20 protein-coding genes are annotated in these 24,865 nt (G+C 55.6%); 19 read left to right on the top strand and 1 reads right to left on the bottom strand.

Translation table 11 applies throughout. The features are described 5' to 3' along the window. Positions 1 to 74 precede the first annotated feature (74 nt). From QMZ30_RS10120 to QMZ30_RS10080, 9 genes are all read left to right on the top strand, one after another. Positions 75 to 1,514: a circularly permuted type 2 ATP-grasp protein gene (locus QMZ30_RS10120; protein ID WP_039328870.1), complete on the top strand. Its 1,440-nt coding sequence runs from the start codon at positions 75 to 77 to the stop codon at positions 1,512 to 1,514. After that, on the top strand, positions 1,508 to 2,437 hold the full coding sequence (locus QMZ30_RS10115; RefSeq protein WP_283227262.1) for an alpha-E domain-containing protein: 930 nt from the start codon (positions 1,508 to 1,510) through the stop codon (positions 2,435 to 2,437). Before QMZ30_RS10120 ends, QMZ30_RS10115 begins: the two co-directional genes overlap by 7 nt. Then, the gene (locus QMZ30_RS10110; RefSeq protein WP_283227261.1) at positions 2,434 to 3,234 is read left to right on the top strand and encodes a transglutaminase family protein; all 801 of its coding nucleotides are present in this window, start codon (positions 2,434 to 2,436) and stop codon (positions 3,232 to 3,234) included. Before QMZ30_RS10115 ends, QMZ30_RS10110 begins: the two co-directional genes overlap by 4 nt. A gap of 19 nt (positions 3,235 to 3,253) precedes the next feature. After that, positions 3,254 to 3,958: a proteasome-type protease gene (locus tag QMZ30_RS10105; RefSeq protein WP_039328866.1), complete on the top strand. Its 705-nt coding sequence runs from the start codon at positions 3,254 to 3,256 to the stop codon at positions 3,956 to 3,958. Positions 3,959 to 4,182: 224 nt separating this feature from the next. Next, positions 4,183 to 5,901: a bifunctional ornithine lipid synthase OlsF gene (gene olsF / locus QMZ30_RS10100; RefSeq protein WP_283227318.1), complete on the top strand. Its 1,719-nt coding sequence runs from the start codon at positions 4,183 to 4,185 to the stop codon at positions 5,899 to 5,901. Positions 5,902 to 6,070: 169 nt separating this feature from the next. Next, complete coding sequence (locus QMZ30_RS10095) at positions 6,071 to 7,135, top strand: ABC transporter ATP-binding protein (protein ID WP_283227260.1); 1,065 nt, start codon at positions 6,071 to 6,073, stop codon at positions 7,133 to 7,135. 25 nt (positions 7,136 to 7,160) lie between these two features. Next, positions 7,161 to 8,150, top strand: coding sequence for an ABC transporter substrate-binding protein (locus tag QMZ30_RS10090; RefSeq protein WP_283227259.1), 990 nt, complete (start codon positions 7,161 to 7,163; stop codon positions 8,148 to 8,150). Positions 8,151 to 8,152: 2 nt separating this feature from the next. Beyond that, positions 8,153 to 9,895, top strand: coding sequence for an ABC transporter permease (locus QMZ30_RS10085; RefSeq protein ID WP_283227258.1), 1,743 nt, complete (start codon positions 8,153 to 8,155; stop codon positions 9,893 to 9,895). A gap of 234 nt (positions 9,896 to 10,129) precedes the next feature. After that, a complete protein-coding gene (locus QMZ30_RS10080) occupies positions 10,130 to 12,973 on the top strand; it encodes a bifunctional diguanylate cyclase/phosphodiesterase (protein ID WP_283227257.1) in 2,844 nt (947 codons plus the stop codon). A 162-nt stretch (positions 12,974 to 13,135) separates the two neighbouring features. Here QMZ30_RS10080 and ftnA read toward each other — a convergent pair whose 3' ends face one another. Then, on the bottom strand, positions 13,136 to 13,645 hold the full coding sequence (gene ftnA / locus QMZ30_RS10075) for a non-heme ferritin (protein ID WP_038644750.1): 510 nt from the start codon (positions 13,643 to 13,645) through the stop codon (positions 13,136 to 13,138). Between the two features lie 238 nt (positions 13,646 to 13,883). On the opposite strand from ftnA, the gene QMZ30_RS10070 reads away from it, so the two are divergent. From QMZ30_RS10070 to deoD, 10 genes are all read left to right on the top strand, one after another. Next, positions 13,884 to 14,987, top strand: a complete 1,104-nt coding sequence (locus QMZ30_RS10070; RefSeq protein ID WP_283227256.1) for a M20 peptidase aminoacylase family protein — start codon at positions 13,884 to 13,886, stop codon at positions 14,985 to 14,987. A gap of 302 nt (positions 14,988 to 15,289) precedes the next feature. Next, entirely contained in the window at positions 15,290 to 16,879 is a 1,590-nt protein-coding gene (gene prfC, locus QMZ30_RS10065) for a peptide chain release factor 3 (RefSeq protein ID WP_039327028.1), read from the top strand. Positions 16,880 to 17,198: 319 nt separating this feature from the next. Further along, positions 17,199 to 17,786, top strand: coding sequence for a molecular chaperone OsmY (osmY, locus tag QMZ30_RS10060; protein ID WP_039327031.1), 588 nt, complete (start codon positions 17,199 to 17,201; stop codon positions 17,784 to 17,786). 96 nt (positions 17,787 to 17,882) lie between these two features. Further along, positions 17,883 to 18,044 carry a DUF1328 domain-containing protein gene (locus QMZ30_RS10055; protein WP_013510475.1) on the top strand — a complete coding sequence of 54 codons (162 nt, stop codon included), beginning with the start codon at positions 17,883 to 17,885 and terminating at the stop codon, positions 18,042 to 18,044. A 177-nt stretch (positions 18,045 to 18,221) separates the two neighbouring features. Continuing rightward, the gene (locus tag QMZ30_RS10050; RefSeq protein ID WP_039327032.1) at positions 18,222 to 19,265 is read left to right on the top strand and encodes a patatin-like phospholipase family protein; all 1,044 of its coding nucleotides are present in this window, start codon (positions 18,222 to 18,224) and stop codon (positions 19,263 to 19,265) included. Beyond that, entirely contained in the window at positions 19,262 to 20,038 is a 777-nt protein-coding gene (locus tag QMZ30_RS10045) for a TatD family hydrolase (protein ID WP_283227255.1), read from the top strand. The genes QMZ30_RS10050 and QMZ30_RS10045 overlap by 4 nt, the downstream gene beginning before the upstream one ends. Before the next feature lie 290 nt (positions 20,039 to 20,328). Beyond that, the gene (gene deoC / locus QMZ30_RS10040; RefSeq protein ID WP_283227254.1) at positions 20,329 to 21,108 is read left to right on the top strand and encodes a deoxyribose-phosphate aldolase; all 780 of its coding nucleotides are present in this window, start codon (positions 20,329 to 20,331) and stop codon (positions 21,106 to 21,108) included. A gap of 171 nt (positions 21,109 to 21,279) precedes the next feature. Beyond that, positions 21,280 to 22,602: a thymidine phosphorylase gene (deoA, locus tag QMZ30_RS10035; protein WP_058968697.1), complete on the top strand. Its 1,323-nt coding sequence runs from the start codon at positions 21,280 to 21,282 to the stop codon at positions 22,600 to 22,602. Between the two features lie 91 nt (positions 22,603 to 22,693). Continuing rightward, complete coding sequence (gene deoB, locus QMZ30_RS10030) at positions 22,694 to 23,917, top strand: phosphopentomutase (protein ID WP_058968694.1); 1,224 nt, start codon at positions 22,694 to 22,696, stop codon at positions 23,915 to 23,917. 33 nt (positions 23,918 to 23,950) lie between these two features. Further along, positions 23,951 to 24,664 (top strand): purine-nucleoside phosphorylase, encoded by a 714-nt coding sequence (deoD, locus tag QMZ30_RS10025; protein WP_034828492.1) that lies wholly within the window; start codon positions 23,951 to 23,953, stop codon positions 24,662 to 24,664. The last annotated feature ends 201 nt before the right edge of the window (positions 24,665 to 24,865 follow it).

The raw sequence follows: 24,865 nt of genomic DNA, 5'->3' as shown, positions 1-24,865 counted from the left end.
CGTTGCGGACGCGAGCCTCTGGCACACTTTGTGCAGGAGAGGAGATACGTCCTCTGACAAGCGCCGGGTAAATCATGAAAGAAAGCTACCAGATAGCGTCACACTTCTATGATGAGATGTTGCTGAGCGACGGCCAACACCGCGCGCACTATCAGCATTACTGGGAATGGTTACAACAGGCGGACAAAGAGGCAGTGGCGCGTAAGCGCGAAGAGGCGGAATTATTGTTTCATCGCGTGGGCATCACCTTCAACGTCTATGGGGATGATGGCGGAGCGGAGCGATTAATCCCGTTCGACAGTGTGCCGCGCATCATTCCTGCTCGCGAGTGGTCGATGCTCGATCGCGGCATCCGCCAACGTGTGCAGGCACTCAATGCCTTTCTGCACGACATCTACCATCAACAACACATCCTTAAAGCCGGAATCGTGCCTTCCGAACAGGTGCTGGTGAACGACCAATATCAACCCTGCATGCAAGGCGTTGATCTGCATCGCAATATCTATGCGCACATCACCGGCGTCGATATGGTTCGTAATAATGACGGCGACTATTACGTGCTGGAAGACAACCTGCGCACGCCGTCAGGCGTCTCCTATATGCTGGAGAACCGCAAGATGATGATGCGCCTCTATCCGGAGCTGTTTATCGAACAGCATGTGGCCCCGGTGGAGCGTTATCCTTCGCACCTGCTACAAACGCTGCGCGAAAGCTCACCGGTCAACGATCCGGTGGTGGTAGTCCTGACGCCAGGCCGCTTCAACAGTGCCTACTTTGAGCACAGCTTCCTCGCCCAGCAAATGGGTGTGGAGCTGGTGGAAAGTGCCGATCTGTTTGTGAAAGATGGTGCAGTGATGATGCGCACCACCGCAGGACCGTGCAAAGTCGATGTGATCTATCGCCGCGTGGATGATGCTTTCCTCGATCCTTTGGCGTTTAGGCCGGATTCAATGCTGGGCGTGCCGGGCTTATTGTCGGTGTATCGATCCGGCAACGTGGTGCTGGCCAACGCCATCGGCACCGGCGTAGCGGACGATAAATCGATCTACCCTTACGTGCCAGACATGATCCGCTTCTATCTCGACGAGGATCCGATCCTCAACAACGTGCCGACCTGGCAGTGTCGCAAACCGCAGGATCTCTCCTACGTGCTGGCGAATCTCAACAAAATGGTGGTGAAAGAGGTTCACGGCGCAGGGGGTTACGGCATGCTGATTGGTCCGGTTGCCAGCCAGCAAGAACTCAGCGATTTCCGCGATCGCTTAAAAGCGCGACCGGCTAACTATATCGCGCAGGACACGCTCTCCCTCTCGACTTGCCCGACCTTTATCGACAACGGCCTTGCGCCACGCCACATCGATTTACGCCCCTTTGCCTTAAGTGGCGCGGATATCCGCATCGTGCCTGGCGGCTTAACCCGCGTGGCGTTGACGGAAGGTTCGCTGGTGGTGAACTCATCGCAGGGCGGTGGCACCAAGGACACCTGGGTTCTGGAGGATGACGCATCATGCTAAGCCGCACGGCCAGTGGCCTTTACTGGATGGCGCGCTATCTGGAGCGCGCAGAACAACTCGCCCGGGTGTTGGATGTGACCAACCGCCTGTCGCTGATGCCGGTACGTAACAGCCACGGTGATGAGCTGCTGTTGCCGCTGAATCTCACCGGCACACGACAGTTGTTTGAAACCCTCAACGGGCGTTTCACCATGCCGCAGTTGTTTAACTTCTTTGCCCTTGATGACCGTAATCCCAGCAGCATTTTCAGCTGCTGGCAGGAGGCGTGGAACAATGCGCACGCGGTGCGCGGCAGCTTGTCATCGGAAGTGTGGGAGAGCATCAACTCCACGTGGATCGAGATGCGTAACACGCGGCGGCGCGGCATCACCAGCGCCAATGCCGACAGCTTTTTTGACTGGGTCAAAGATCGCTCCCACCTGTTTCGCGGCGCGATGTTTGGCACCTTGCTGCGCGGCGATGCGATGAGTTTTATCCGTCTTGGCACGTTAATGGAACGCAGTGACGGCACCGCGCGTCTACTCAGCGTCAATCAGCAGCTGCTGGAGCAGCATCCCGACTCGGTGCGAGAGTACTATTGCCTCGATACGTTATTGCGTGCGGTATCGGCGCGTGAAGCTTACAACGCGATCTTCAAGCAGCAACTGATGCCGGATCTGGTCAATGAGATGCTGATCCTTCGCAGTGAAAGTCCACGATCGCTGCACTCCTGCATCGAAGAGATCGCCACGCAGCTGGAGGAGATCGGCAGTAGCGGTGAAGATCGCCCGCGCTATCTGGCCACGGTGCTGTTAGCGGAAATGCGCTTTAGCACCTGGGAAAGCCTGACGCGTGAAGGGTTGTACAGCTGGCTTAATCACTTTCTTTCGCAAATCAACGCGCTGGCGGAAAGCATCAATCAAACCTATCTGGAGGCGAAATGAGACTGAACATCGAGCATAAAACCTGGTATGCCTATGAGCAGCAGGTGAAACTCAGCACCCAGTATCTGCGCCTGACGCCGCAAAACTCGGTCCATCAGCAGATTCTGTCGTGGGACCTGGAGCTGCCTTGTGAAGCCACGCGCACCCTGGATGCTTACGGCAATGTGATGCATGTGTTAACCCTGGATATGCCACACCAGCAGTTGGAGATTGCGGCGCGCGGCGTGGTGGATATTCTGGATGCGGGGGAATTGTCGCCGGATCCCGAATGCACCTTGTCGCCGTTGGTGTTTTTGCGCGCTACACCGCTGACGCTACCAGATGCAGCTATTCGTGATTTCGCGCTGCGCTACTGGCATGCGGAAAAACCCCTCGCCAGCCTGGAAAAGCTGATGGGTGAGCTGTTGCTGAAAATGCCTTATCGGCCAGGCAGCACCCAGGTCAGCGATACCGCAGCGAAAGTATTTGCCGCCGGCAGCGGCGTTTGCCAGGATCACAGCCACGTGTTTCTGGCGTGCTGCCGTAGCCTTGGGATCCCCGCGCGCTATGTCAGTGGTTATCTCTATACTGATAACGTTGAACACGTTGCCACCCATGCTTGGGTAGAAGCCTGGCTGGATGGCAATTGGCACAGCTTTGATATCACCAATAATACCCGCAGCACGCGCCAGCATTTACGGCTGGCGGTGGGTGTGGATTATCTCGATGCCTGTCCGGTGCGTGGTATGCGGCTGGGCGGTGGCGGTGAAGATATGCTGGCGGTCGCCGCGGTGCAGCAGGTGCATTCGCAGCAGTAATTTTTTTGCAGGCGTGACTATGACTTATTGTGTGGCAATGCGTTTATCGTCAGGGATGATTTTTGTGTCGGATTCACGCACCAATGCGGGCGTCGACCATATTTCCTCGTTCCGTAAATTGCACGTGTTTCAGGTTGATGATGAACGCACCCTGGTGCTGCAAAGCGCCGGTAATCTGGCGACCACGCAAAGCGTCATGAGCCTGCTGCGGCGCAACAGCCATGACAGCGATCAGCCCAACTTATTGAATGGGCGATCGCTGTATGACATTGCGCTGCTCGTGGGGGAAACTCTGCGAGAGGTGATTAAACGTGACGGCGAAGAGTTTGGCGGCACGCTGCTGTTAGGCGGGCAGATCCGCGGTGAAGAGCCGCGCCTGTTTCAAATCTATCCGCAAGGCAACTTCATTGAAGCCAGCGTGGATACGCCCTATTTCCAGATTGGTGAAAGCAAATACGGCAAACCGATAATTGACCGGGTGTTGCGTTACGAAACGCCATTGAGTCAGGCGATGCAATGTGCGCTGATTTCAATGGATTCAACGCTGGCGAGTAATATTTCTGTGGGGCTGCCACTGGATGTGATGATTTATCACACCGACACCTTCAGTGATAATGAGCAGTATCATATCACTGAACAGCACCCCTATTTTTCGCAGATTCGTCAGCTGTGGAGCAAAGGTTTGCTGAGTGTTTTCTCGCAGTTACCGCCGTTGAAGCTGTAATTCTCCCCTGTGTGACTAGCGCTTTCGGTCGCCATAAATGGCGGCCCTACAACGACAAGGCACGATTTTCGTAGGGTACGCATTGATGCGCACCTGCAATCGGCCATGAATGACGCTTCTCTTCCGTTCTACGCTTTTTCCGGTCCACCCCGCCACCAGTCATAAATCTGAAAACAAGCCTGTTTACCTTCGGTGCGATAACCTCTGCGCACAAAAGGTGAATGATGTTCTCTGTTGATCAGCTTCTCGATACTTACTGGCCAGGCCATCACCCCGCGAACTGGCAAAAACGCCTGCTGAAATGGGCGGTTCGCGAACATGAATTCCAATCCTTTGCTGACCGTTATCGCCACCTGAAAGGGGTGGATATGGTTGAGCAAGTACTGGAGCACCTGGATGTGCGCTGTGAATTAAGTGAACGCGATCTGGAGCAGATCCCGACTCAAGGCCCGGTGGTGATTGTGGCTAACCATCCGCTGGGCGCGTTGGACGGTCTGGCGCTGCTGGCAGCGGTTTCACAGGTGCGCCGCGACGTGAAAATTGTCGCAAACCGCATGCTGGTGATGCTGGAACCGATCAACAACCTGATGTTACCCGTGGATAACATGGGTAACCGCACCAGTCGTGAACAGCTGTCACGCATGCAGCAGCATCTCGACAATCAAGGTGCACTGATTATCTTCCCTGCGGGTGAAGTCTCACGCCTTGGCACTCAGGGCGTACGCGACAGCAAGTGGCATCACAGCTTCCTCCGTCTGGCGGCCCGTGCTCGCGCCCCGATTGTGCCGGTGCACGTGGTGGGTCGTAACAGCCTGGCATTTTACGCGGCGGCAAAAATTGCCTCGCCGTTGGCGCTGCTGATGCTGGTGCGCGAGATGTTCCGTCAGCGCGGTTCCCGCATCAAGCTGCACATCGGTGAGCAAATTCCCTTCGCCAACTGGCACGACGGCCACACGCCGGGTAAAGAGCTGGCAAAACGGCTGCGCAAACATCTCTATCGCATTGGTCAGGGGCGGCGTGGCCTGTTCCTGACAGAAGCGGCGATTGCGCGTCCGGAAGATCGTGCTGAACTGAAAAAAGCGCTGATGGAGAGTGAGCGACTTGGCTCGCTGCCGGATGGCAAGCAGATCTATCTGTGGCGACGTAACGGGGCTACCTGGGTGCCGCTGTTGCGTGAGTTGGGACGCCTACGCGAGATTGCTTTTCGCGCGGTAGGCGAGGGCAGCGGTCGCCGCCGTGATCTCGATAAATACGATGATGATTACTATCACCTGATTTTATGGGATGACGATGCGCTGGAGATCGTCGGGGCGTACCGCTTCATTCCGGGGGCCGAGCAGTTAAACCGTCGTGGCCTGGAAGGCATCTACAGCGACAGTCTGTTCCATTACGACGAGCGCATGCTGCCGATCATCAATCAGGGGCTGGAACTGGGGCGCAGCTTTATTCAGCCCGCCTACTGGGGTAAGCGCGGCTTGGATTATCTGTGGATGGGGATTGGTGCCTACATCGCTAAATACCCGGAAACCCGCTATCTGTTCGGCCCGGTGTCGATTTCCGGAGGCATGCCGCTGGCCGCGCGCGATCTGTTAGTGGCGTTCTACCGCATGTACTTCCCGACCGAGTTGCCGCTGGCGAAGTCACGCCGTCCGTATCCGGCTTCGCTGCCAGAGGTGCTGGCGCAGTTCACCGGGGATAATTACACGGAAGATTTACGTCGCCTGAAGCATCTGCTGGCAAACCTGGGCACCGCGATTCCAACGCTCTATAAGCAGTACTCAGAGGTGTGCGAACCCGGTGGGGTGCAGTTTATCGATTTCGGCAGCGATCCCGATTTCAATAACTGTATTGACGGGTTGGTGTTGGTGGATCTGACACGCGTTAAGCCATCACGTTATGAACGTTATATCGGCATGCATTTGCAGATTGCGAGCGCCGAATAACTCGGGCGGCCCAAGGGCTGCCCTTACCACGACATTGAGCATTTCGCTGTAGGGGAGGCCCTTGGGCCTCCCGCTGTCCATCGCGCACGGAAACGTCAAATGGGTGTCACGGGATCGTCATCTGATTGTCGTAGGGTCTTAGCCGGACTGTCAGATAAAGGCCAGAAACATGGCAACGATCACACTTCGCGGGTTGTGCAAATCTTTCGCCGCGCAGCCGGTACTGCAAGATATCTCCCTGCAGATTGCGCAGGGCGAGTTTATCGCCGTGCTCGGTCCTTCGGGCTGCGGCAAAACCACTTTATTACGCCTGCTGGCCGGGTTTGAAACCGCCGATGCCGGTGAAATCCACGTTGGCGAACGCTGCTTTGCGGCACCGGGCGTGCATCTGCCGCCGGAAGATCGTCAACTCGGCGTGGTATTCCAGAGTTATGCGCTGTGGCCGCACATGACGGTGGCAGAAAACGTCTGCTACAGCCTCAAAGTCAATGGTGTGGCACGCCAAGAACGCGACAGCCGCACCCAGCAAGCGCTGGAATTGGTGGGGTTGGAGAAATTTGCCGCGCGGCGTCCGGCGGATCTCTCTGGCGGTCAGCGTCAGCGTGTGGCACTCGCCCGCTGCCTGGTGGCCCAGCCCACGCTGGTGCTGCTCGACGAGCCGCTCGCCAACCTCGATGTGCATCTGCGTGCCACCATGGAAGAGGAGTTCCGCCGCTTCCATCGCCACAGCCACGCCACCTTAATTTACATTACCCACGATCAGCACGAAGCGATGGCGCTGGCCGATCGCATTGTGGTGATGGATGGCGGCCGCGTCATGCAATTCGCCACACCCCAAACCCTGTGGCGCGAACCGGTGAACGCCATGGTTGCGGGATTTATCGATGACGGCAAAGTGCTGCCAGTCAGTGACATTGAACCCTGCGCTGACGGCCACGCCTTTGCCACGCTGTGCGGCCTGCGCGTGACGTTACGCTGCGCACCCGATCAGCGTCCGATGCCCCACGGCTACGCCAGTTTCCACGCGGTGGATTTTCGTCTGGCGCAGCCGGACGAGCCACAATTCGCGGTGCATGTTCAGCGGGTGATCTATCGCGGTGGGCACTATCAGATCGATGTGGCCCCTGTGGCCGCACCCGACACCAGCATCACGCTGCTGTCCGATACCCCTTTACCCGTTATCGACGCGACGCTGGGTGTCGCGCTGCGTGACGGTTGGATTCTTCCTTTATAACGTTCAGATACTTAGGGAAATTGCTATGCGCACGTCGTTTAACGCTTTGATGTTAGCCAGTGGATTACTGCTTGCCGCCGCCAGCCAGGCGGAAGATGCACCCTCCGGGAAGCTGGTGATTTACACCTCCCAGGCGCCAGAAATCGCGCAGCAAACCGTGGATGCGTTTAAAGCCGCCTATCCGAACGTGCAGGTGGAGTGGACGCGTAATGGCACCACACAGCTGATGAACGTATTGCAGACCGAGATGATGAGCGGTGGGGCCAAGCCTGATGTGCTGCTGATTGCCGATGCGATCAACCTCGGCGCGCTCAAGAACCAGAATCAGCTTTACAGCTACACGGATGCCCCGCTGAGCCACATCAACCCTTCGTTTTACGATAAAGATAAAACCTTCTTCGGCACCAAAATCATCGCTACGGTGATCGCGTATAACACCCAACACGCAAAGCCGATTGACAGCTGGAACGCGCTGGCGGTGGAAGCCAACAAAGGCCAGATCGCCGTGCCAAGCCCACTTTACTCTGGCGCGGCGCTCTACAAACTGCACACCGACATCAATACGCCAACCATTGGCTGGAACTTCTACAAGAAGCTTGCGGCAATCGGTGTGGCACCGCAGGGCGGAAACGGCCCGGCGCTGAAAGCCGTGGCCAGCGGGCTGGATAAATACGGCATCATCACCGATGCCGACGTGATTCTGGCGAAGAAAAAAGGTTCGCCGGTGGATCTGGTGTATCCGAAAGAGGGCGTTTCCTACGTCACTGAGCCGGTTGCCATCATGAAATCGGTACATAACCTGCCGGCTGCCAAAGCCTTCGTGAATTTTATGCTGTCCGAGCAAGGCCAGAAGCTGGTGGTCGAGCAGGGTAACCGTCCGGTTGACGATCGCGTCTCTGCGCCAGTAGGCTTCACGCCGATCAATAAAATCAAGCTGCTGACGCCTGATGTGGCGAAAGCCATCAAGGAAGATGCCACGGTGCGCGATCAGTTCACCGCGCTGTTTGGCGGCTAAGCATGAGCGTGGTGAGCAACGAATGGCGTAACGCGACGCGAGGCGCTCAACGCCTCCGTTTCAACAGTGAAAAGCTGGTCTTAGCGCTGATGGTGCTGCTGATTGGCCTGCTGTCGGTTGCGCCCTTAGTGCGGCTGGTGTGGACGGCGATTGCGCCACAGGGCGTGCCGGATATGGCGCGTCTGATGCGCCTGATCGCCAGCGACCGCGTATTGATCGCCAGCGGCAATACCTTGCTCATCGCGCTGAGCTCAACCCTGATTTCCGTGCTGCTGGGTACTGCCGCGGCCTGGCTGGTGGCGCTCAGCGATTTGCGCGCGAAAACGGCCTGGGTATTCGCCTTTATCCTGCCGCTGATGATTCCGCCGCAGGTCACGGCACTGGCTTGGCTCCAGGCGTTGGCCCCGTCGAGCCCATTAGCGCTGCTGTTTGGCTCGCTGGGTTTGCCGTGGTTTGCGCCGGGCGAGCAGCCGCTCTATTCGCTGAGCGGCATTGTGCTGCTGCTTGGCACCCACAATGCGCCACTGGTGTTTCTTACGGTACGCGCGGGTTTACGCCGCCTGCCCGCAGACCTGGTGGAAGCGGCGCAGGTCAGCGGGGCATCCCGCACTCGCGTGCTGTTCACCATTATTCTGCCGCTGGCACGACCGGCGATCTTTGCCGGGGCCGCACTGACCTTTGTTGCCGCCGCCGGTAACTTTGGCATTCAGGCGATGCTCGGAATCCCCGCGCGGGTGCCAACACTCATCACGCTGGTGTATCAGCAGCTCAACGGTATCGGCCCCAGCGCTTTGCCGAACACAGCCGTTTATGCGCTGCTGATCGCGGTGATTACGCTGGCGGGCATGGCGGCCAGCGCCTGGCTGGGCGGACGCCACGATGTGCGCGTCAACGGCGCACCGCGCCTGTGGCAGCAGTCGTTGGGGCGTGGACGCATGGCGATTGAAGGGGCGGCCTGGCTGTGGATGGCGTTGACGCTGTTGCTGCCCATCAGTGCGCTGTTGATTACCGCGCTGACCCGCGGATTTGGTCAGGCGCTGACATGGCAAACTCTGACGCTGGAGAACTTCCGTAGCGCACTGTGGGGCTATCCCGCGGTGCGGCATGCGTTTATGACCAGTCTGGGATTAACCTCGCTGGCCGCGATCATTTTGACCGCCACCGCGCTCTTCCTGGCCTATTTCCTTAGCTGGCGGCGGACCAAACTGGTACGTGGCCTGTGGCTGGCCAGTGAACTGACCTACGCATTACCGGGCATTGTAACCGGTGTCGCCGCAATGCTGTTCTTTCTACGTCCGCTGCCGATTATCAATGTGTCGCTATATGGCACGGTGTGGATCATCCTCGCGGCGTATCTCGCCAACTTCCTCGCGCTGGTGCTGCGCCCAACGCTGGCGGGATTCGCCCAACTCGAACCGGCATTAGATGAAGCGGCACGGCTGTGCGGTGCCGGATTTATGCGTCGCATGCGCGATATTTTGCTGCCGTTAGCGGCGCCTTCTGCGCTGGCGGGCACGGTGCTGGTGTTCCTCACCGCACTCAATGAAATTCAGGTCTCGGTATTGCTGGTCACTTCGCAAACCCAGACCATCGGACCCACCATCGTGTTTCTTGACGAAGGGGGCTCCGCCTCGCTGGCGGCCGCGGTAGGCTGCCTGATGATTCTGGTCGTCTGTTTGCTGATGGGACTGGCAACGCGGCTGGCGCGGCGATTGCCGCAAGGGGTATTACCATGGCAAGCGTAAGCCAGTTGGTGACATCTAACATCGCTCATATCCCAGAGCCACTCTGTCAACGCAGCATAATAAGTTGAGTATCCCTCTGAATAATTTTTCGCCACTGCCGATAATCTGACTACCAACTTTTGTCTGTTGACGATTAGCGCTTGTAAGCCAAGCGCTTTTGCGTTTAAGTCAGCACATTGATTAAGAAATATCTTAAGCAGCAATGTACACCAGGCCAGCAATAGGCGAACAACAATGAATAATAACTCTGACGTCATGTACCGGCTTCTGGTGCAGAGCGTGGTGGATTATGCCATTTACATGCTCAAACCCGACGGCACCGTAGCAAACTGGAATGCTGGGGCGCAGCGTGCCAAAGGCTATACGCCGGACGAAATCGTCGGCAAAAACTTTGCGCTGTTTTACAGCGAAGAAGATCGTAAAAATGGTGCACCGCAACGCGGGCTTTCCATAGCGACAGCGGTGGGGCGCTTTGAGACCGAAGGTTGGCGCTATCGCAAAGATGGCAGCGCTTTCTGGGCACATGTGGTGATCGATGCGATTCGTGACGACTACGGCGAGCTGCTCGGCTTTGCCAAAATCACTCGCGACTGTACCGCACAGCAGGAGCTACAGCGTAAGCAGCGTGAGCAGGAGCAGCGTTTCCGTTTATTAGTTGAAGGCGTAACGGACTACGCCATCTACATGCTTGATCTCGATGGTAATGTCGAAAACTGGAATGCCGGCGCGCAGCGTGCAAAAGGCTATGTGGCTGAAGAGATCGTCGGCCAGCACTTCTCGCGCTTCTACAGCGCGCAAGACCGCAAAAATCATATCCCAGAAAAAAACCTCAGCACCGCTTTCAGAACCGGACGTTTTGAAGACGAAGGCTGGCGTTATCGCAAAGATGGCAGCGCGTTTTGGGCGCATGTCATCATTGATGCCATTCGTGATGATTCAGGCAAGCTGATTGGCTATGCCAAAATCACCCGCGACTGCACCGAACAGCGTGAGCTTCAGCGTAAACAGCGTGAATATGAGAAAACCTTCCGTCTGCTGGTGGAAGGCGTCACTGACTACGCCATCTACATGCTGGATTTGCAGGGGCGTGTAGTGAACTGGAACGCCGGTGCACAGCGTGCCAAAGGCTATGTCTCTGATGAAATCGTAGGTCAGCATTTCTCCGTGTTCTACGGTTCGCAGGAACGTCTGGCCAATACCCCTGAGGCTAACCTCGGTATCGCACTGAAAACCGGCCGCTTCGAGGATGAAGGCTGGCGTTATCGTAAAGACGGCTCCGCGTTTTGGGCTCATGTGGTGATCGACGCGATTCACGACGAAGACGGCAAGATGATTGGCTTTGCCAAAATCACCCGCGATGTCACTGAACGCCGTGAGAACGAACAGCAACTGCTGCGGGCGCGGGATTTGGCGCAGGCGCAGAGTGCCAAAATGTCTGAGCTTTCTACCTTCCTCGACACCGTCATCGCCAATATTCCGTCGTGCGTGATTGTTGAAGACGCCATCAGTCGTGAAATCCTGATGGTCAACGACAAAGCTGAGCAGCTGTTTGGCATCAGCAAACATCTGATCATACATAAACGCCCGCATGAATGTATGTCTGCGGAGCAGAGCGATTACTTCAACAGTCTGGCGGATATCGCACTGCGCAGTGAAGGTATCCACTCGCGTGAGCAACTGCTGTTGACGGCGGGCGGGGAGCGCATTCTGCATACCCGCGCCACCACCATCAGCGGCAAGGATATGCGACAGAATTACGTGATGCTGATTGTGGAAGACGTCACCGATCAGCGTGAAGCGGATGCGCGTATTCATCACATGGCGCATCACGATACGCTTACCAGCTTGCCAAACCGTGTACTGTTCCGGCAGAAACTGAGCGAAGCGTTGCGCGTGGATAATCAGCACCATTCGCTGAGTGCCACGCTGTGCCTTGATCTTGATAACTTCAAGAACGTCAACGATGCGCTGGGTCACCAGATTGGTGATGACCTGCTGCGGGTGGTGGCGAAGCGTCTGCGCAGTGCGCTGCGCGATCAGGACACGCTGGCGCGTATTGGCGGCGATGAGTTTGCCATCGTGCTGCCGAATATCAACAACGCGCAGGAAGCGGCGGTGGTGGCACAGCGCCTGATTGAAGCGATCCGTCCACCGGTCAACGTGGAAGGGCACAACCTGTCGGTTGGCTTGAGCGTCGGGATTGCTTTAACGTCGCAAACCACTAACACGCCGGAGCACATGCTGCGCTGTGCGGATATGGCGCTGTACGAAGCCAAGCGTAATGGTCGTAACCGCTTTGAGCACTTCACGCTGGAGATGGATGACCTGGCGCGTAGTCGTCGTGTGATTGAAAACGATCTGCGTGATGCGATTACCGGTCGTCAGCTCAAGCTTTACTATCAGCCGATCACCAATGAAGAAGGCATTATCGGTTATGAAGCGCTGATGCGTTGGCATCATCCGATCAAAGGATTGATCATGCCGAATGACTTTATTCCGATTGCCGAAGAGACCGGGCTGATTCATATGCTCGGCGCGTATGCGCTGTATGAAGCCTGCCGCGAGGCGCAGAGTTGGGGCACGGACCAGTCGGTGTCCGTCAACCTGTCGCCGCTGCAGTTCAAGAACAGCTCTCTGGTGTCGGTGGTGGAAGGCGCGCTGCGAGAGTCCGGTCTGGCGCCGCATCGTCTGGAAGTGGAGATCACCGAATCGGTATTACTCGACGATACGCTGGGCAATATCCGCACCTTGCAAAGCCTGAAAGCGATTGGCGTACAGATCGCGTTGGATGACTTCGGCACCGGTTACTCATCGCTGAGCTATCTGCGTTCCTTCCCGTTCGACAAGATCAAAATCGACAAGTCGTTTATCAACGATATGGGTGACAGCCGTGAAGCCATGGCGATCATCCGCGCGATCACCGGCATGAGTCGTAGTCTGGACATTCAGATTACAGCAGAAGGCGTGGAGAGCGGCGAGCAGTTCGCGAAACTGCGTGAAGAGGGTTGTACCCTGTTCCAGGGATACTATTTCGGTCGCCCACAGCCGTCCGAATTGCGTTTGAAAGAGTTGGAATAATTAAGGTCGCCATTATTGGCGACCTTACAGCGGCATATCGTAGAGTGCGCATTGATGCGCACCTGGCCGATAACCGCATTTCGTGACGCAAACATTTGTTAATGCATAAAAAAACGCCCGGCAATGCCGGGCGTTTCGCTGTTTGCTGTGTGTAATCTTTGCTTATGACTGACCGTGGCCTTCCACGTTCATGCGGCCCAGGTCTTTATCGACCAGGAACAGGCCTTCGCCTTTATTGCCGACCAGTGCCAGTTTATCCAGCACGGTTTTGAACAGCTTCTCTTCTTCGTGCTGCTCAGCCACATACCACTGCAGGAAGTTGAAGGTTGAGTAGTCTTGAGACATCAACGCGGTGTGCACCAAATCGTTGATGCGCTGGGTGATCAGTTGCTCATGCTTCAGCGCTTCTTCCAGCACGTCATTCAGTGAGTTCCAGCTAACGGCAGGCGCGGCAATGCTGCCCAGCACCGGCAGTGAACCGGCATCGCTGACGTAATCGAACAGGCGCTGCATGTGCTCCATCTCTTCACGAGAGTGCATCTTCAGGAAAGAAGCAGCACCTTCAAAGCCTTTGTCGCTGCACCATGCGCTCATCTGCAGATACAGGTTGGCTGAGAAGAATTCCAGGTTCAGTTGGTCGTTCAGGCGAGAGGTCATTTCAGCAGTTAACATGGCTGAGTCCTTTTTAATTTGTCAGGTGAAGTACGGTGAATTATGCATCAATCTATACTTTTTTGTGAAGGCTTTTTCGCAAAAAAGTTGAATTTATCTTATTGATTGTAAATGGAATTATTCCGTTTGTTGAATGCGAAGAGTTCTCAGTTTTGACTCATTTTCATTCACGCTGGATTGATTATAGCTGCGCATCGGCGGATGCTGGAGCGAGCCTTTACTTGTCAGGAGCTTAGCGGTGTCGAACGTATTAGATCATTACCATTACCTGCATGAAATCCCGGAACTGGGATTCGAAGAATTCAAAACTTCCGCCTATATCGCCGAACAGCTGGAGCAAGCTGGGATCAAGGTGACGCGCGGCATTAACAACACCACCGGCATCGTGGCGGAAATTGATAGCGGCGTGCCAGGTCCGGTGCTGGCGTTGCGCGCGGACATGGACGCGCTGGGTCATATCATTAACGGTGTCGCGTGTGCACGTCATACCTGTGGCCATGATGGGCACTCTTCGGTGGTGCTGACCGCGGCGCAGGAATTGCTGAAAGAGGACGCAATCAAAAAGGGCAAACTTAAGCTGCTGTTCCAGCCCGCTGAAGAGTTGGGTGCCGGTGCGCTGGCGATGATTGAAGGCGGCGCGATGGATGACGTGGAGATGATTCTCGGCTTCCACGTCCGCCCACTGGAAGAGTGCCATGTTGGTCAGGCGACACCCGCCGTGATCTACTCAGCCTGTAGCACGCTGGAAGCTACTATCAAAGGCGTTCCCGCCCATGCGGCACGTCCCCATTTAGGGGTGAATGCGTTAGACGCTGCCGTACAAGCGGTGCAGGCCGTCAACAGCATTCATCTCGCTCCGGGTTTGACCTGGAGTGTCAAGGCAACGCGTTTCCTGTGCGATGCTGGCGTCACCAACTCGGTGCCGGATGAAGCGCGCGTGGTGTGGGACCTGCGTTCACAGGAGAACGCGCCAATGGATGTGCTCAAGGATAAAGTCACCAAGGCGATTCAACACAGCGTGGCCGCGCTGGGTGCCACTGCTGAAGTGGTGGTGTTGAAAGAGATGCCAGCGGCTGAGATCCATGAAGACGCTACGGCGGTAATTCGTGCGGCGATTGTCGATGTGCTGGGTGAGGAAGGATTGCTGGATACCAAAACCACCCCAGGCAGTGAAGATTTCTTCTACTACCCGGTGAAGCGCCCGCAGGTGAAAGCCGGCTTCTGGGGCCTGGGAACCAATCTGGTGCCGGGCCTGCATCATCCTGATATGCGCTTTGAGCTGAGTTCGCTGGAGATCGGGGTGAAGATCTTTAAAGCGGCAGTAGTGCGTGTTTTAGGCTGATGAGCTGATTACGCGCAATGAATTGCGCCGCTACGTATCAGCAACATGCTGTAGCGGCGCGATTCATCGCGCTTTATTAATTTTACTGCACGAATCCCACGATTTCCCCGCCTGCCGAATTATTGTATGCTATGCCGCCTCAATGCTGACTGGATAACCGGACTGCCGCCCATGTAGATCGCGCACATCTTGCTGTGAACTGGCGCCTTTGCGTCACTATTGGGTCCGTTATCCTCCGGACAGCCCGGAACAATTTATTCGCAGCGCGCCCCCGCGCGTTGCCCTTGAAGAAGAATTCACTCATGTCTATTGCTCCCTTTTTAGAAGAAGTGGCGCGCCGTCGTACGTTTGCGATCATCTCGCACCCGGATGCTGGTAAAACCACAATTACCGAAAAAGTGCTGCTGTTCGGGCAGGCGATCCAAACCGCCGGTACCGTAAAAGGCCGCGGCTCCAGCCAACATGCGAAATCCGACTGGATGGAGATGGAGAAACAACGTGGTATCTCCATCACCACCTCAGTGATGCAGTTCCCGTATCGCGACAGCCTCGTTAACCTGCTGGATACCCCAGGACACGAAGACTTCTCGGAAGATACCTACCGCACGCTGACGGCGGTGGACTGCTGTTTGATGGTGATCGACGCAGCAAAAGGTGTTGAAGATCGTACCCGTAAGCTGATGGAAGTTACCCGTCTGCGTGATACGCCAATCATCACCTTTATGAACAAACTTGACCGTGATATCCGCGATCCGATGGAGTTGCTGGATGAGGTAGAAAGCGAGCTGAAAATTGCCTGCGCGCCAATCACCTGGCCAATTGGTTGCGGCAAGCTGTTCAAGGGGGTGTATCACCTCTACAAAGATGAAACTTACCTGTATCAGACCGGTAAAGGCCACACCATTCAGGATGTGCGCATTGTTAAAGGTCTGGCGAACCCCGATCTGGATGCGGCAGTCGGTGAAGATCTGGCGCAGCAGCTGCGTGATGAGCTGGAACTGGTGCAGGGCGCTTCACACGAATTCGATCAGGATCTGTTCCTGAGCGGCGAAATTACCCCGGTGTTCTTCGGTACCGCATTGGGTAACTTTGGCGTTGACCACATGCTCGATGGCTTAGTGGCCTGGGCACCTACGCCGATGCCGCGTCAGTCTGATTCGCGTCTGGTTGAAGCGAAGGAAGAGAAGTTCAGCGGATTCGTGTTCAAGATTCAGGCCAACATGGACCCGAAACACCGTGACCGCGTGGCCTTCATGCGCGTGGTGTCGGGCAAGTACGAGAAAGGCATGAAACTGCGCCAGGTGCGTACCGGCAAAGACGTGGTGATCTCCGATGCGCTGACCTTTATGGCGGGTGACCGTTCGCACGTCGAAGAAGCCTATCCGGGTGACATCATCGGTTTGCATAACCATGGCACCATCCAGATCGGTGACACCTTTACTCAGGGTGAAAACATGAAGTTCACCGGTATTCCGAACTTCGCCCCAGAGCTGTTCCGTCGTATCCGTTTGCGCGATCCACTGAAGCAGAAACAGCTGCTAAAAGGTCTGGTTCAGCTGTCGGAAGAGGGCGCAGTGCAGGTGTTCCGTCCGGTGCACAATAACGATCTGATCGTGGGTGCAGTGGGTGTGCTGCAGTTTGAAGTGGTGGTGGCGCGCCTGAAAAGCGAATACAACGTTGAAGCGATTTATGAAGCCATCAACGTCTCGACTGCGCGTTGGGTCGAGTGCAAAGACGCGAAGAAATTCGATGATTTCCAGCGTAAAAATGAAGTGAACCTGGCGCTGGATGGCGGTGACAACCTCACCTATATCGCCCCGACCATGGTTAACCTCAACATCACCCAGGAACGCTATCCTGACGTGACCTTCCGCAAGACGCGCGAACACTGATGCTGTGCGGCCCATAGGGCTGTAGGGTGCGCCCCTTGGGCCGCCCGCCGACTCACTAAGATGCCTCTCTGCTTCAGGGCCAGTGGTTATCACTGGCCCTGTTTTTATCCTACAGACTGTTCCTATTTACGCTGCGTTTATCGCTTTTTGGCGAGATATCAACCACAAAAGCCAGCAAAACCTGTAATCCCTACTATGATTATCCTGTCGGACGAGAAAAGAGACCTCTGGTTTCATTACGTCCATTCACGCAGCGACGCCGTTTGTTGCTGGCGCATTCGCAGTTGCGAGTGAGTTAACTGATAGAAGGATGATATCGATGAATAAGACTAAGATTGCAAAAACCCTGATTGCTGCGCTGGCCAGCTCTGTCTTGCTGAGCGGTGCCGCGTTTGCTGCGGATACCAGCAGTACGGGTTCCAAAATCGATAGTTCTATGAAAAAAGTCGATGGTTTTATGGATGACAGCGGCATCACTGCCAAAGCCAAAGCGGCGCTGGTGGATGATGAGGCGATTAAAAGCACGGATATCTCAGTAAAAACGCATCAGGGCGTGGTCACGCTGAGCGGTTTTGTCGCCTCGCAGGATCAGGCGGAAAAAGCCGTGGCGCTGGTGCAAAAAGTTGAGGGTGTGAAATCCGTCAGTGACAAACTACACGTTAAAGACAGCAAAGAAACCACGCTGAAGGGTTACGCGGGTGATACCGCCACCACCAGCGAAATCAAAGCTAAGCTTTTAGCAGATGACATTGTGCCATCCCGCAACGTGAAAGTGGAAACTAACGATGGCGTGGTGCAGTTATCAGGGAACGTGGCAACCCAGGCACAGTCTGATCGTGCTGAGAAAATTGCCAAAGCCATTGAAGGCGTGAAAAGCGTGAAGAATGACCTGAAAGTGAAATCTTAACGCGAGCAGAACGGCATCAGCTTGACGCCGTTCTTTAATAAAAACAGTGATGTATGAATAAGCAGTTCGATTTTCACTATGGTAAAGGAGAGGCTTATGTTTCGTTGGGGTATTATCTTTCTGGTCATCGCTCTGATTGCTGCAGCATTAGGTTTCGGCGGTCTGGCGGGTACGGCAGCATGGGCAGCTAAAATTGTCTTCATCGTCGGTATTATTCTGTTCCTCATCAGCCTGTTTACCGGGCGTAAACGACCCTGACCGATTGCGTTAACACAACGCTAACCCGCGAGTTACTGAAGCGGAGAACCGTCATTTGCGGCATAATTACCCGCCGCGCCGATTGCTAATGCAATAGGTCAGGGAACGACAATGACTGGTTCTCCGGGATGCTGCCTTAAGCGGCTCCCTCAGAGCAGGAAAACTGAGGGACATCCATTGGGAATACGCATCCCGGTGTCACTGGACACCTTTGAGCCGTTGGCGCTCACCCCATTCAAATCCAACAAAATCGCACTGGTCTGCGAAGGCGGCGGTCAACGCGGCATCTTTACCGCAGGCGTGCTGGACGAGTTTCAACGTGCGGGTTTTAACCCCTTTCAATTGATGTTAGGCACCTCGGCAGGGGCGCAAAACCTTTCAGCGTTTGTTTGCGCGCAGCCTGGCTATGCTCGCCGTGTGATTACCCGCTACACCACCAGCAAACTATTTTTTGATCCGCTGCGCTTTGTCCGCGGTGGTCATTTGATTGATCTCGACTGGCTGGTGGACATCACCAAACAAGAGTTTCCGCTGGCGCTGGACACGGCTCAAGGTCTGTTTGCCAAGGGCAGCGAGTTTTACATGTGTGCCTGTCGTGGCGATGATTACTCGGCTGAGTATTTCAACCCGACTCACACCACCTGGCACGACATTATTAAAGCCTCCAGCGCGATCCCTGGATTTTACCGCAGCGGCGTGGAGATGAACGGCATCAGTTATCTGGATGGGGGCATCAGTGATGCGATCCCGGTGCGGGAAGCGGCCCGGCGTGGCGCGGACACCATTGTGGTGATCCGCACGGTGCCTTCACAGATGTCCTATACGCCGAAATGGTTTAAACGCATGGAGCGCTGGCTGGGCGACAGTGCGCTGCAGCCGATGATTAACATCCTGCATCACCACGAAGAGAGCTACCGTGAGATTCAGCAGTTCATCGATCAGCCGCCGGGCGATCTGCGTATCATCGAGATCTATCCGCCTAAACCGCTGGCCAGTATGGCGCTGGGCAGCCGTCTCGCCTCGCTTAATCAGGATTACCATCTGGGCCGCCGCAGTGGTCGCTATTTCCTCGCTACCCTTGGCCAGTGGCTGAGCGATGCCGAACCGATCCTGCGCGTGACGCCTCCGGCCGCAGTGGCGAATGCCCCCGATAATCGTGCCGTGCATACGCCATTGCTGGCGGATAACGATGCAGACTTTGATGCAGGATCGCTGGCATGAGATTTATCGATACTCACTGCCATTTTGATTTTCCCCCTTTTGTCGATGACGCAGTGGGCAGCATTGATCGGGCGGCGCAGTCGGCGGTGGAACGGATTATTGTGCCAAGCGTTGATGCCAGTCGATTCGCTTTGGTCACTCAACTGACGCAACAGCATGACGCGCTGTATGCCGCGTTGGGGTTACATCCGATCAATATCGCCGTGCATACCGATGCGCATCTGGAGGAGCTGGAACGTTGGCTGCAAACGCCCGATCCTAAACGGGTGGCGATCGGCGAGATCGGCCTCGATCTCTATATGGATGATGCGCAGTTCAGCAAACAAACGCATTTGCTGGATGCGCAATTAAAATTAGCGAAGCACTACGACTTGCCAGTGATCCTGCACTCGCGGCGCACGCACGATCAGTTAGCGCTGCATCTGCGCCGTCACAATTTAGCGCGCTGTGGTGTGGTGCACGGCTTTGCCGGAAGCCAGCAGCAGGCCGAGCGTTTTATTCAGCTTGGCTATGCCATAGGCGTTGGCGGCACCATCACATACGAGCGGGCCAGTAAAACCCGCAATACCATCGCCAGTTTGCCGCTGTCATCGCTGTTACTGGAGACCGATGCGCCAGATATGCCGCTGCAAGGTTTTCAGGGCCAGCCTAATCGTCCTGAAAGGGCGCGTAACGTATTTGATGTGCTGTGCGAGCTGCGCAGCGAGCCGCCTGAAATCGTCGCCGAAGCCCTGTGGCAAAACAGCCTGCGCGTGTTTGCACTCCCCGACTGACACCCTCCCGACAGATTCTGGAAATGCCACTTTTGTGGTCCGAATTGGCTACAGTATTAAAGCCGCTATACACTTTTTCACCAAAAATTGTGATAATATTAACAACCAGTATTTCGCCATAAATCGGTTGTGCCAGCGGTTATTTGTGATGAATATCACGACATAATTGTATTTACATGACAAGTTTTCTTTTTTCGTGTGACTCAAGGCGCAATTAATTCGTGCGAGGATTGTTAGAATTATCACATTCCCCGGTGACACTGTCTGCCGGTTACCTTTTGGAGAGCACCATGACCGATCTCAACGCTGCTGCACAACGTGCACTGCAACTGATGGACTTAACCACGCTGAATGAAGACGATACGGATGAGAAGGTGATCGCACTGTGTCGTCAGGCGAAATCGCCAGCCGGTAATACCGCGGCTATCTGCATCTATCCACGTTTTATTCCGGCGGCGCGTAAAGCACTGCGTGAGCAGGGCACCCCAGAGATTCAGATCGCGACCGTGACCAACTTCCCGCACGGCAACGATGACATTGACATCGCGCTGGCAGAAACTCGTGCGGCTATCGCTTACGGCGCCGACGAAGTGGATGTGGTTTTCCCGTATCGCGCGCTGATTGCCGGTAATCGCGAAATCGGCTTTGAACTGGTGAAAGCCTGTAAAGAAGCCTGCGCCGCCGCTAACGTGCTGCTGAAAGTGATTATCGAAACCGGTGAGTTAAAAGAGGAAGCGCTGATCCGTGCCGCTTCTGAAATTGCCATTGATGCGGGTGCTGATTTCATCAAAACCTCCACCGGTAAAGTGCCGGTCAACGCCACACCAGAAGTGGCGGCGATCATGATGCAAGTGATCCGTGATAAAGGTGTTCAGCAGCAGGTTGGTTTTAAACCGGCGGGTGGCGTACGTACCGCCGAAGATGCGGCCATCTACCTGAAACTGGCAGACGATATCCTCGGCGAAGGCTGGGCGGATGCGCGCCATTTCCGCTTTGGCGCGTCAAGCCTGTTGGCAAGCCTGCTGAACACGCTGGGCCACGCAACGGCGACCAGTAAGACGGGTTATTAATTTCACGCCAATGGGCGCCATAAATGGCGACCCTACAGGTGTCTGGCGCATTTTAGCGGGTTGCCATAAACGGTGACCGACGCATGTCTGATACGTTTTTCGTAGGGTGCGCATGTATGCGCACCTGGCCGATGTTCTGCCATTTTCACAGCAATCTCCGGGGAGGCAACCTTGTTCCTGCCACAAGAAATTATTCGAAAAAAACGCGATGGCCTGCCACTGACTGAGGCGGAAATCCGCTTCTTTATTAATGGCGTGCGCGATAACAGCGTATCAGAAGGTCAGATCGCCGCGCTGGCGATGACCATCTATTTCCACGACATGAATCTGGAAGAGCGTGTGGCGCTGACCATGGCAATGCGCGATTCCGGCACCGTGCTCAACTGGCAATCGCTAAATCTCAACGGTCCGATTGTTGATAAACACTCAACCGGCGGCGTGGGTGATGTGACATCGCTGATGCTTGGCCCCATGGTTGCTGCCTGCGGCGGTTATGTGCCGATGATCTCCGGGCGTGGCCTCGGACATACCGGCGGCACACTGGATAAGCTGGAAGCGATCCCTGGTTTTGACATCTTCCCGAGCGACGATCGTTTTCGCCAGATCATCAAAGAGGTCGGTATCGCCATTATTGGCCAGACCAACTCACTGGCACCGGCCGATAAACGTTTCTACGCCACGCGTGATATCACCGCCACCGTTGATTCGATCCCGCTGATCACCGCCTCGATCCTCGCCAAAAAACTGGCTGAAGGTCTCGATGCGCTGGTGATGGATGTCAAAGTCGGTTCCGGTGCCTTTATGCCGACCTTTGAAGCCTCTGAAAATCTGGCGCAGGCGATTGTTGGCGTTGCAAATGGTGCAGGCTGCAAAACCACCGCGCTACTCACCGACATGAATCAGGTGCTGGCCTCAACCGCGGGCAACGCGCTGGAAGTGCGTGAAGCGGTGCAGTTCCTCACCGGCGAAGCGCGCAATCCGCGTCTGCTGGAAGTCACCATGGCGCTGTGCTCTGAAATGCTGATCTCCGGCAAACTGGCAGAGAATGACGCCGAAGCGCGGCAAAAACTGCAGCAGGTGCTGGATAACGGCAAAGCGGCAGACGTGTTCGCTCGCATGGTGGCGGCACAAAATGGCCCGGTCGACTTTATCGAACGCATGGACCATTACCTTCCTGCGCCTACGCTCAGCAAAGCGGTGTACGCCGACCGCGCGGGTATTGTCAGTGCGATGGATACACGAGCGCTAGGCATGGCGGTAGTGGCGCTGGGTGGTGGTCGCCAGCGCGCCAGCGACAGTATTGATTACAGCGTGGGCTTAAGTGAGATGACCACGCTCGGCACGCAGATTGATGCGCAGCGCCCGCTGGCGGTGATTCATGCCGCCTCGGAAGCGCAATGGCAGCAGGCAGCTGAAGCCGTCAAAGCGGCTATCACCTTAAGCGATACTGCGCCTGCGGCAACACCGGTGGTTTATCGCCGCGTCAGCGAGTAACGCTTCTTCGTGCCAGGGAGCGGCCGTTCGGGTATACTGATCTGATCGCTTTTTTTTGACTTGTCATCGCGCAGTTGCGCAGGAGACTTGCATGAAACGTGCTTTTATTATGGTTCTCGACTCCTTTGGGATCGGCTCCAGCAAAGACGCCGATAAATTCGGTGATGAAGGATCGGATACGCTCGGCCATATCGCCGAAGCGTGCTTCGAAGGTCGCGCCAATATTGGCCGCGAAGGCCCGCTGCATCTGCCTAACCTGACCGCACTCGGTCTGGGGAAAGCGGCTGAACTCTCTACCGGTCGCTTCCCGCCGGGTCTGGACGCCAATGCGGAAATCATTGGTGCCTATGCCTACGCCAGCGAGCTGTCGTCGGGCAAAGACACGCCGTCAGGCCACTGGGAAATCGCCGGTGTGCCGGTGCTGTTTGACTGGGGCTACTTCAGCGACAAAGAGAACAGCTTCCCGCAGGAACTGCTCGATGTGTTGGTGAAACGCGCCGATCTGCCGGGTTATCTCGGTAACTGCCACTCATCCGGTACAGTGATCCTCGACCAGTTGGGCGAAGAACACATGAAATCCGGCAAGCCGATTTTCTACACCTCGGCTGACTCGGTATTCCAGATTGCCTGCCACGAAGAGACCTTTGGCCTCGATCGTCTGTATGAGCTGTGTGAAATCGCCCGTGAAGAGCTGACCAACGGCGGCTACAACATCGGCCGTGTGATTGCGCGTCCGTTTGTCGGTGACAAAGCGGGCAACTTCGAACGTACCGGCAATCGTCACGATTTAGCGGTGGAACCGCCTGCGCCAACTATGCTGAAAAAGCTGGTGGACGAGAAGGGCGGCGAAGTGATCTCCGTAGGCAAGATTGCGGATATCTACGCCGAGCAGGGCATCACTCAGAAGGTGAAAGCCACCGGGCTGGATGCGTTGTTCAACGCCACTATTGAGCAGATGAAGAAAGCGCCGGACAATTCCATTGTGTTCACCAACTTCGTTGATTTTGACTCAACCTGGGGTCATCGTCGCGATATCGCGGGTTATGCTGGCGGCCTTGAGTTTTTTGATCGTCGTTTGCCAGAGCTGATGGAACTGGTGAAAGAGGGGGATATTTTGATCCTCACCGCCGACCACGGTTGTGACCCAAGCTGGCAGGGCACCGAGCACACGCGCGAGCACATTCCGATTCTGATTTACGGTCCGAACGTGAAACCGGGATCGCTGGGTTACCGCGATACCTTCGCCGATATCGGCCAGACCATTGCGACCTATTTTGGCCTGTCCAGCATGGACTACGGTAAAAGCCTGCTGTAAAACAGCCCACCAATTTTAAAAAGGAAAATAACCATGGCAACGCCTCATATTAATGCAGAAATGGGTGATTTCGCAGACGTCGTACTGATGCCGGGCGATCCGCTGCGCGCGAAGCACATCGCAGAAACCTTCCTGGAAGATGCGGTTGAAGTGAACAATGTGCGCGGCATGCTGGGTTACACCGGGACGTACAAAGGCCGTAAGATTTCAGTGATGGGCCACGGTATGGGCATTCCTTCTTGCTCAATCTACACCAAAGAGCTGATCACCGATTTTGGCGTGAAAAAAATCATCCGTGTCGGCTCCTGTGGCGCGGTACGTGCAGATGTGAAACTGCGTGATGTTGTGATTGGTCTGGGTGCCTGCACCGATTCCAAAGTGAACCGTATGCGTTTCAAGGATCACGATTTCGCGGCGATTGCCGATTTCGACATGGTGCGCAACGCGGTTGACGCGGCAAAAGCACTGGGTGTCGATGCCCGCGTGGGTAACATCTTCTCCGCTGATCTGTTCTACACGCCAGATCCGCAGATGTTCGACGTGATGGAAAAGTACGGCATTCTGGGCGTGGAAATGGAAGCGGCCGGTATTTACGGTGTGGCAGCGGAGTTTGGTGCTAAAGCACTGACTATCTGTACCGTGTCGGACCATATCCGTACCCACGAGCAGACCACTGCAGCAGAGCGCCAGACCACCTTCAACGATATGATTAAGATCGCGCTGGAGTCGGTGCTGCTGGGAGACTGATTAAACATATCTCCCTCACCCTAACCCTCTCCCGCATGCGGGAGAGGGAACTGTTCGAAGAAAGTATCAAAACTGTGCGGTTTGCTCCCTCTCTCGCTTGCGGGAGAGGGAACGATTCGAAGAAAGTATCAAAACTGTGCGGTTTGCTCCCTCTCCCGCGTGGGGGAGAGGGAACGGTTCGAAGAAAGTATCAAAACTGTG

The organism is Pantoea sp. EA-12 (genome assembly GCF_030053355.1).
In the GTDB taxonomy this organism is placed as follows: Bacteria; Pseudomonadota; Gammaproteobacteria; order Enterobacterales; family Enterobacteriaceae; genus Pantoea; species Pantoea vagans_C.
Note: the sequence above shows the minus strand (reverse complement) of the source record. Positions and strands in the feature narration are given on the sequence as shown.

What these genes read in the sequence shown, in the direction of transcription:
- QMZ30_RS10120 (WP_039328870.1), top strand. Translation starts at nt 75, where the DNA reads ATGAAAGAAAGCTACCAGATAGCGTCACACTTCTATGATGAGATGTTG.
- QMZ30_RS10115 (WP_283227262.1), top strand. Translation starts at nt 1,508, where the DNA reads ATGCTAAGCCGCACGGCCAGTGGCCTTTACTGGATGGCGCGCTATCTG.
- QMZ30_RS10110 (WP_283227261.1), top strand. Translation starts at nt 2,434, where the DNA reads ATGAGACTGAACATCGAGCATAAAACCTGGTATGCCTATGAGCAGCAG.
- QMZ30_RS10105 (WP_039328866.1), top strand. Translation starts at nt 3,254, where the DNA reads ATGACTTATTGTGTGGCAATGCGTTTATCGTCAGGGATGATTTTTGTG.
- olsF (WP_283227318.1), top strand. Translation starts at nt 4,183, where the DNA reads ATGTTCTCTGTTGATCAGCTTCTCGATACTTACTGGCCAGGCCATCAC.
- QMZ30_RS10095 (WP_283227260.1), top strand. Translation starts at nt 6,071, where the DNA reads ATGGCAACGATCACACTTCGCGGGTTGTGCAAATCTTTCGCCGCGCAG.
- QMZ30_RS10090 (WP_283227259.1), top strand. Translation starts at nt 7,161, where the DNA reads ATGCGCACGTCGTTTAACGCTTTGATGTTAGCCAGTGGATTACTGCTT.
- QMZ30_RS10085 (WP_283227258.1), top strand. Translation starts at nt 8,153, where the DNA reads ATGAGCGTGGTGAGCAACGAATGGCGTAACGCGACGCGAGGCGCTCAA.
- QMZ30_RS10080 (WP_283227257.1), top strand. Translation starts at nt 10,130, where the DNA reads ATGAATAATAACTCTGACGTCATGTACCGGCTTCTGGTGCAGAGCGTG.
- ftnA (WP_038644750.1), bottom strand. Translation starts at nt 13,645, where the DNA reads ATGTTAACTGCTGAAATGACCTCTCGCCTGAACGACCAACTGAACCTG.
- prfC (WP_039327028.1), top strand. Translation starts at nt 15,290, where the DNA reads ATGTCTATTGCTCCCTTTTTAGAAGAAGTGGCGCGCCGTCGTACGTTT.
- osmY (WP_039327031.1), top strand. Translation starts at nt 17,199, where the DNA reads ATGAATAAGACTAAGATTGCAAAAACCCTGATTGCTGCGCTGGCCAGC.
- QMZ30_RS10055 (WP_013510475.1), top strand. Translation starts at nt 17,883, where the DNA reads ATGTTTCGTTGGGGTATTATCTTTCTGGTCATCGCTCTGATTGCTGCA.
- QMZ30_RS10045 (WP_283227255.1), top strand. Translation starts at nt 19,262, where the DNA reads ATGAGATTTATCGATACTCACTGCCATTTTGATTTTCCCCCTTTTGTC.
- deoC (WP_283227254.1), top strand. Translation starts at nt 20,329, where the DNA reads ATGACCGATCTCAACGCTGCTGCACAACGTGCACTGCAACTGATGGAC.
- deoB (WP_058968694.1), top strand. Translation starts at nt 22,694, where the DNA reads ATGAAACGTGCTTTTATTATGGTTCTCGACTCCTTTGGGATCGGCTCC.
- deoD (WP_034828492.1), top strand. Translation starts at nt 23,951, where the DNA reads ATGGCAACGCCTCATATTAATGCAGAAATGGGTGATTTCGCAGACGTC.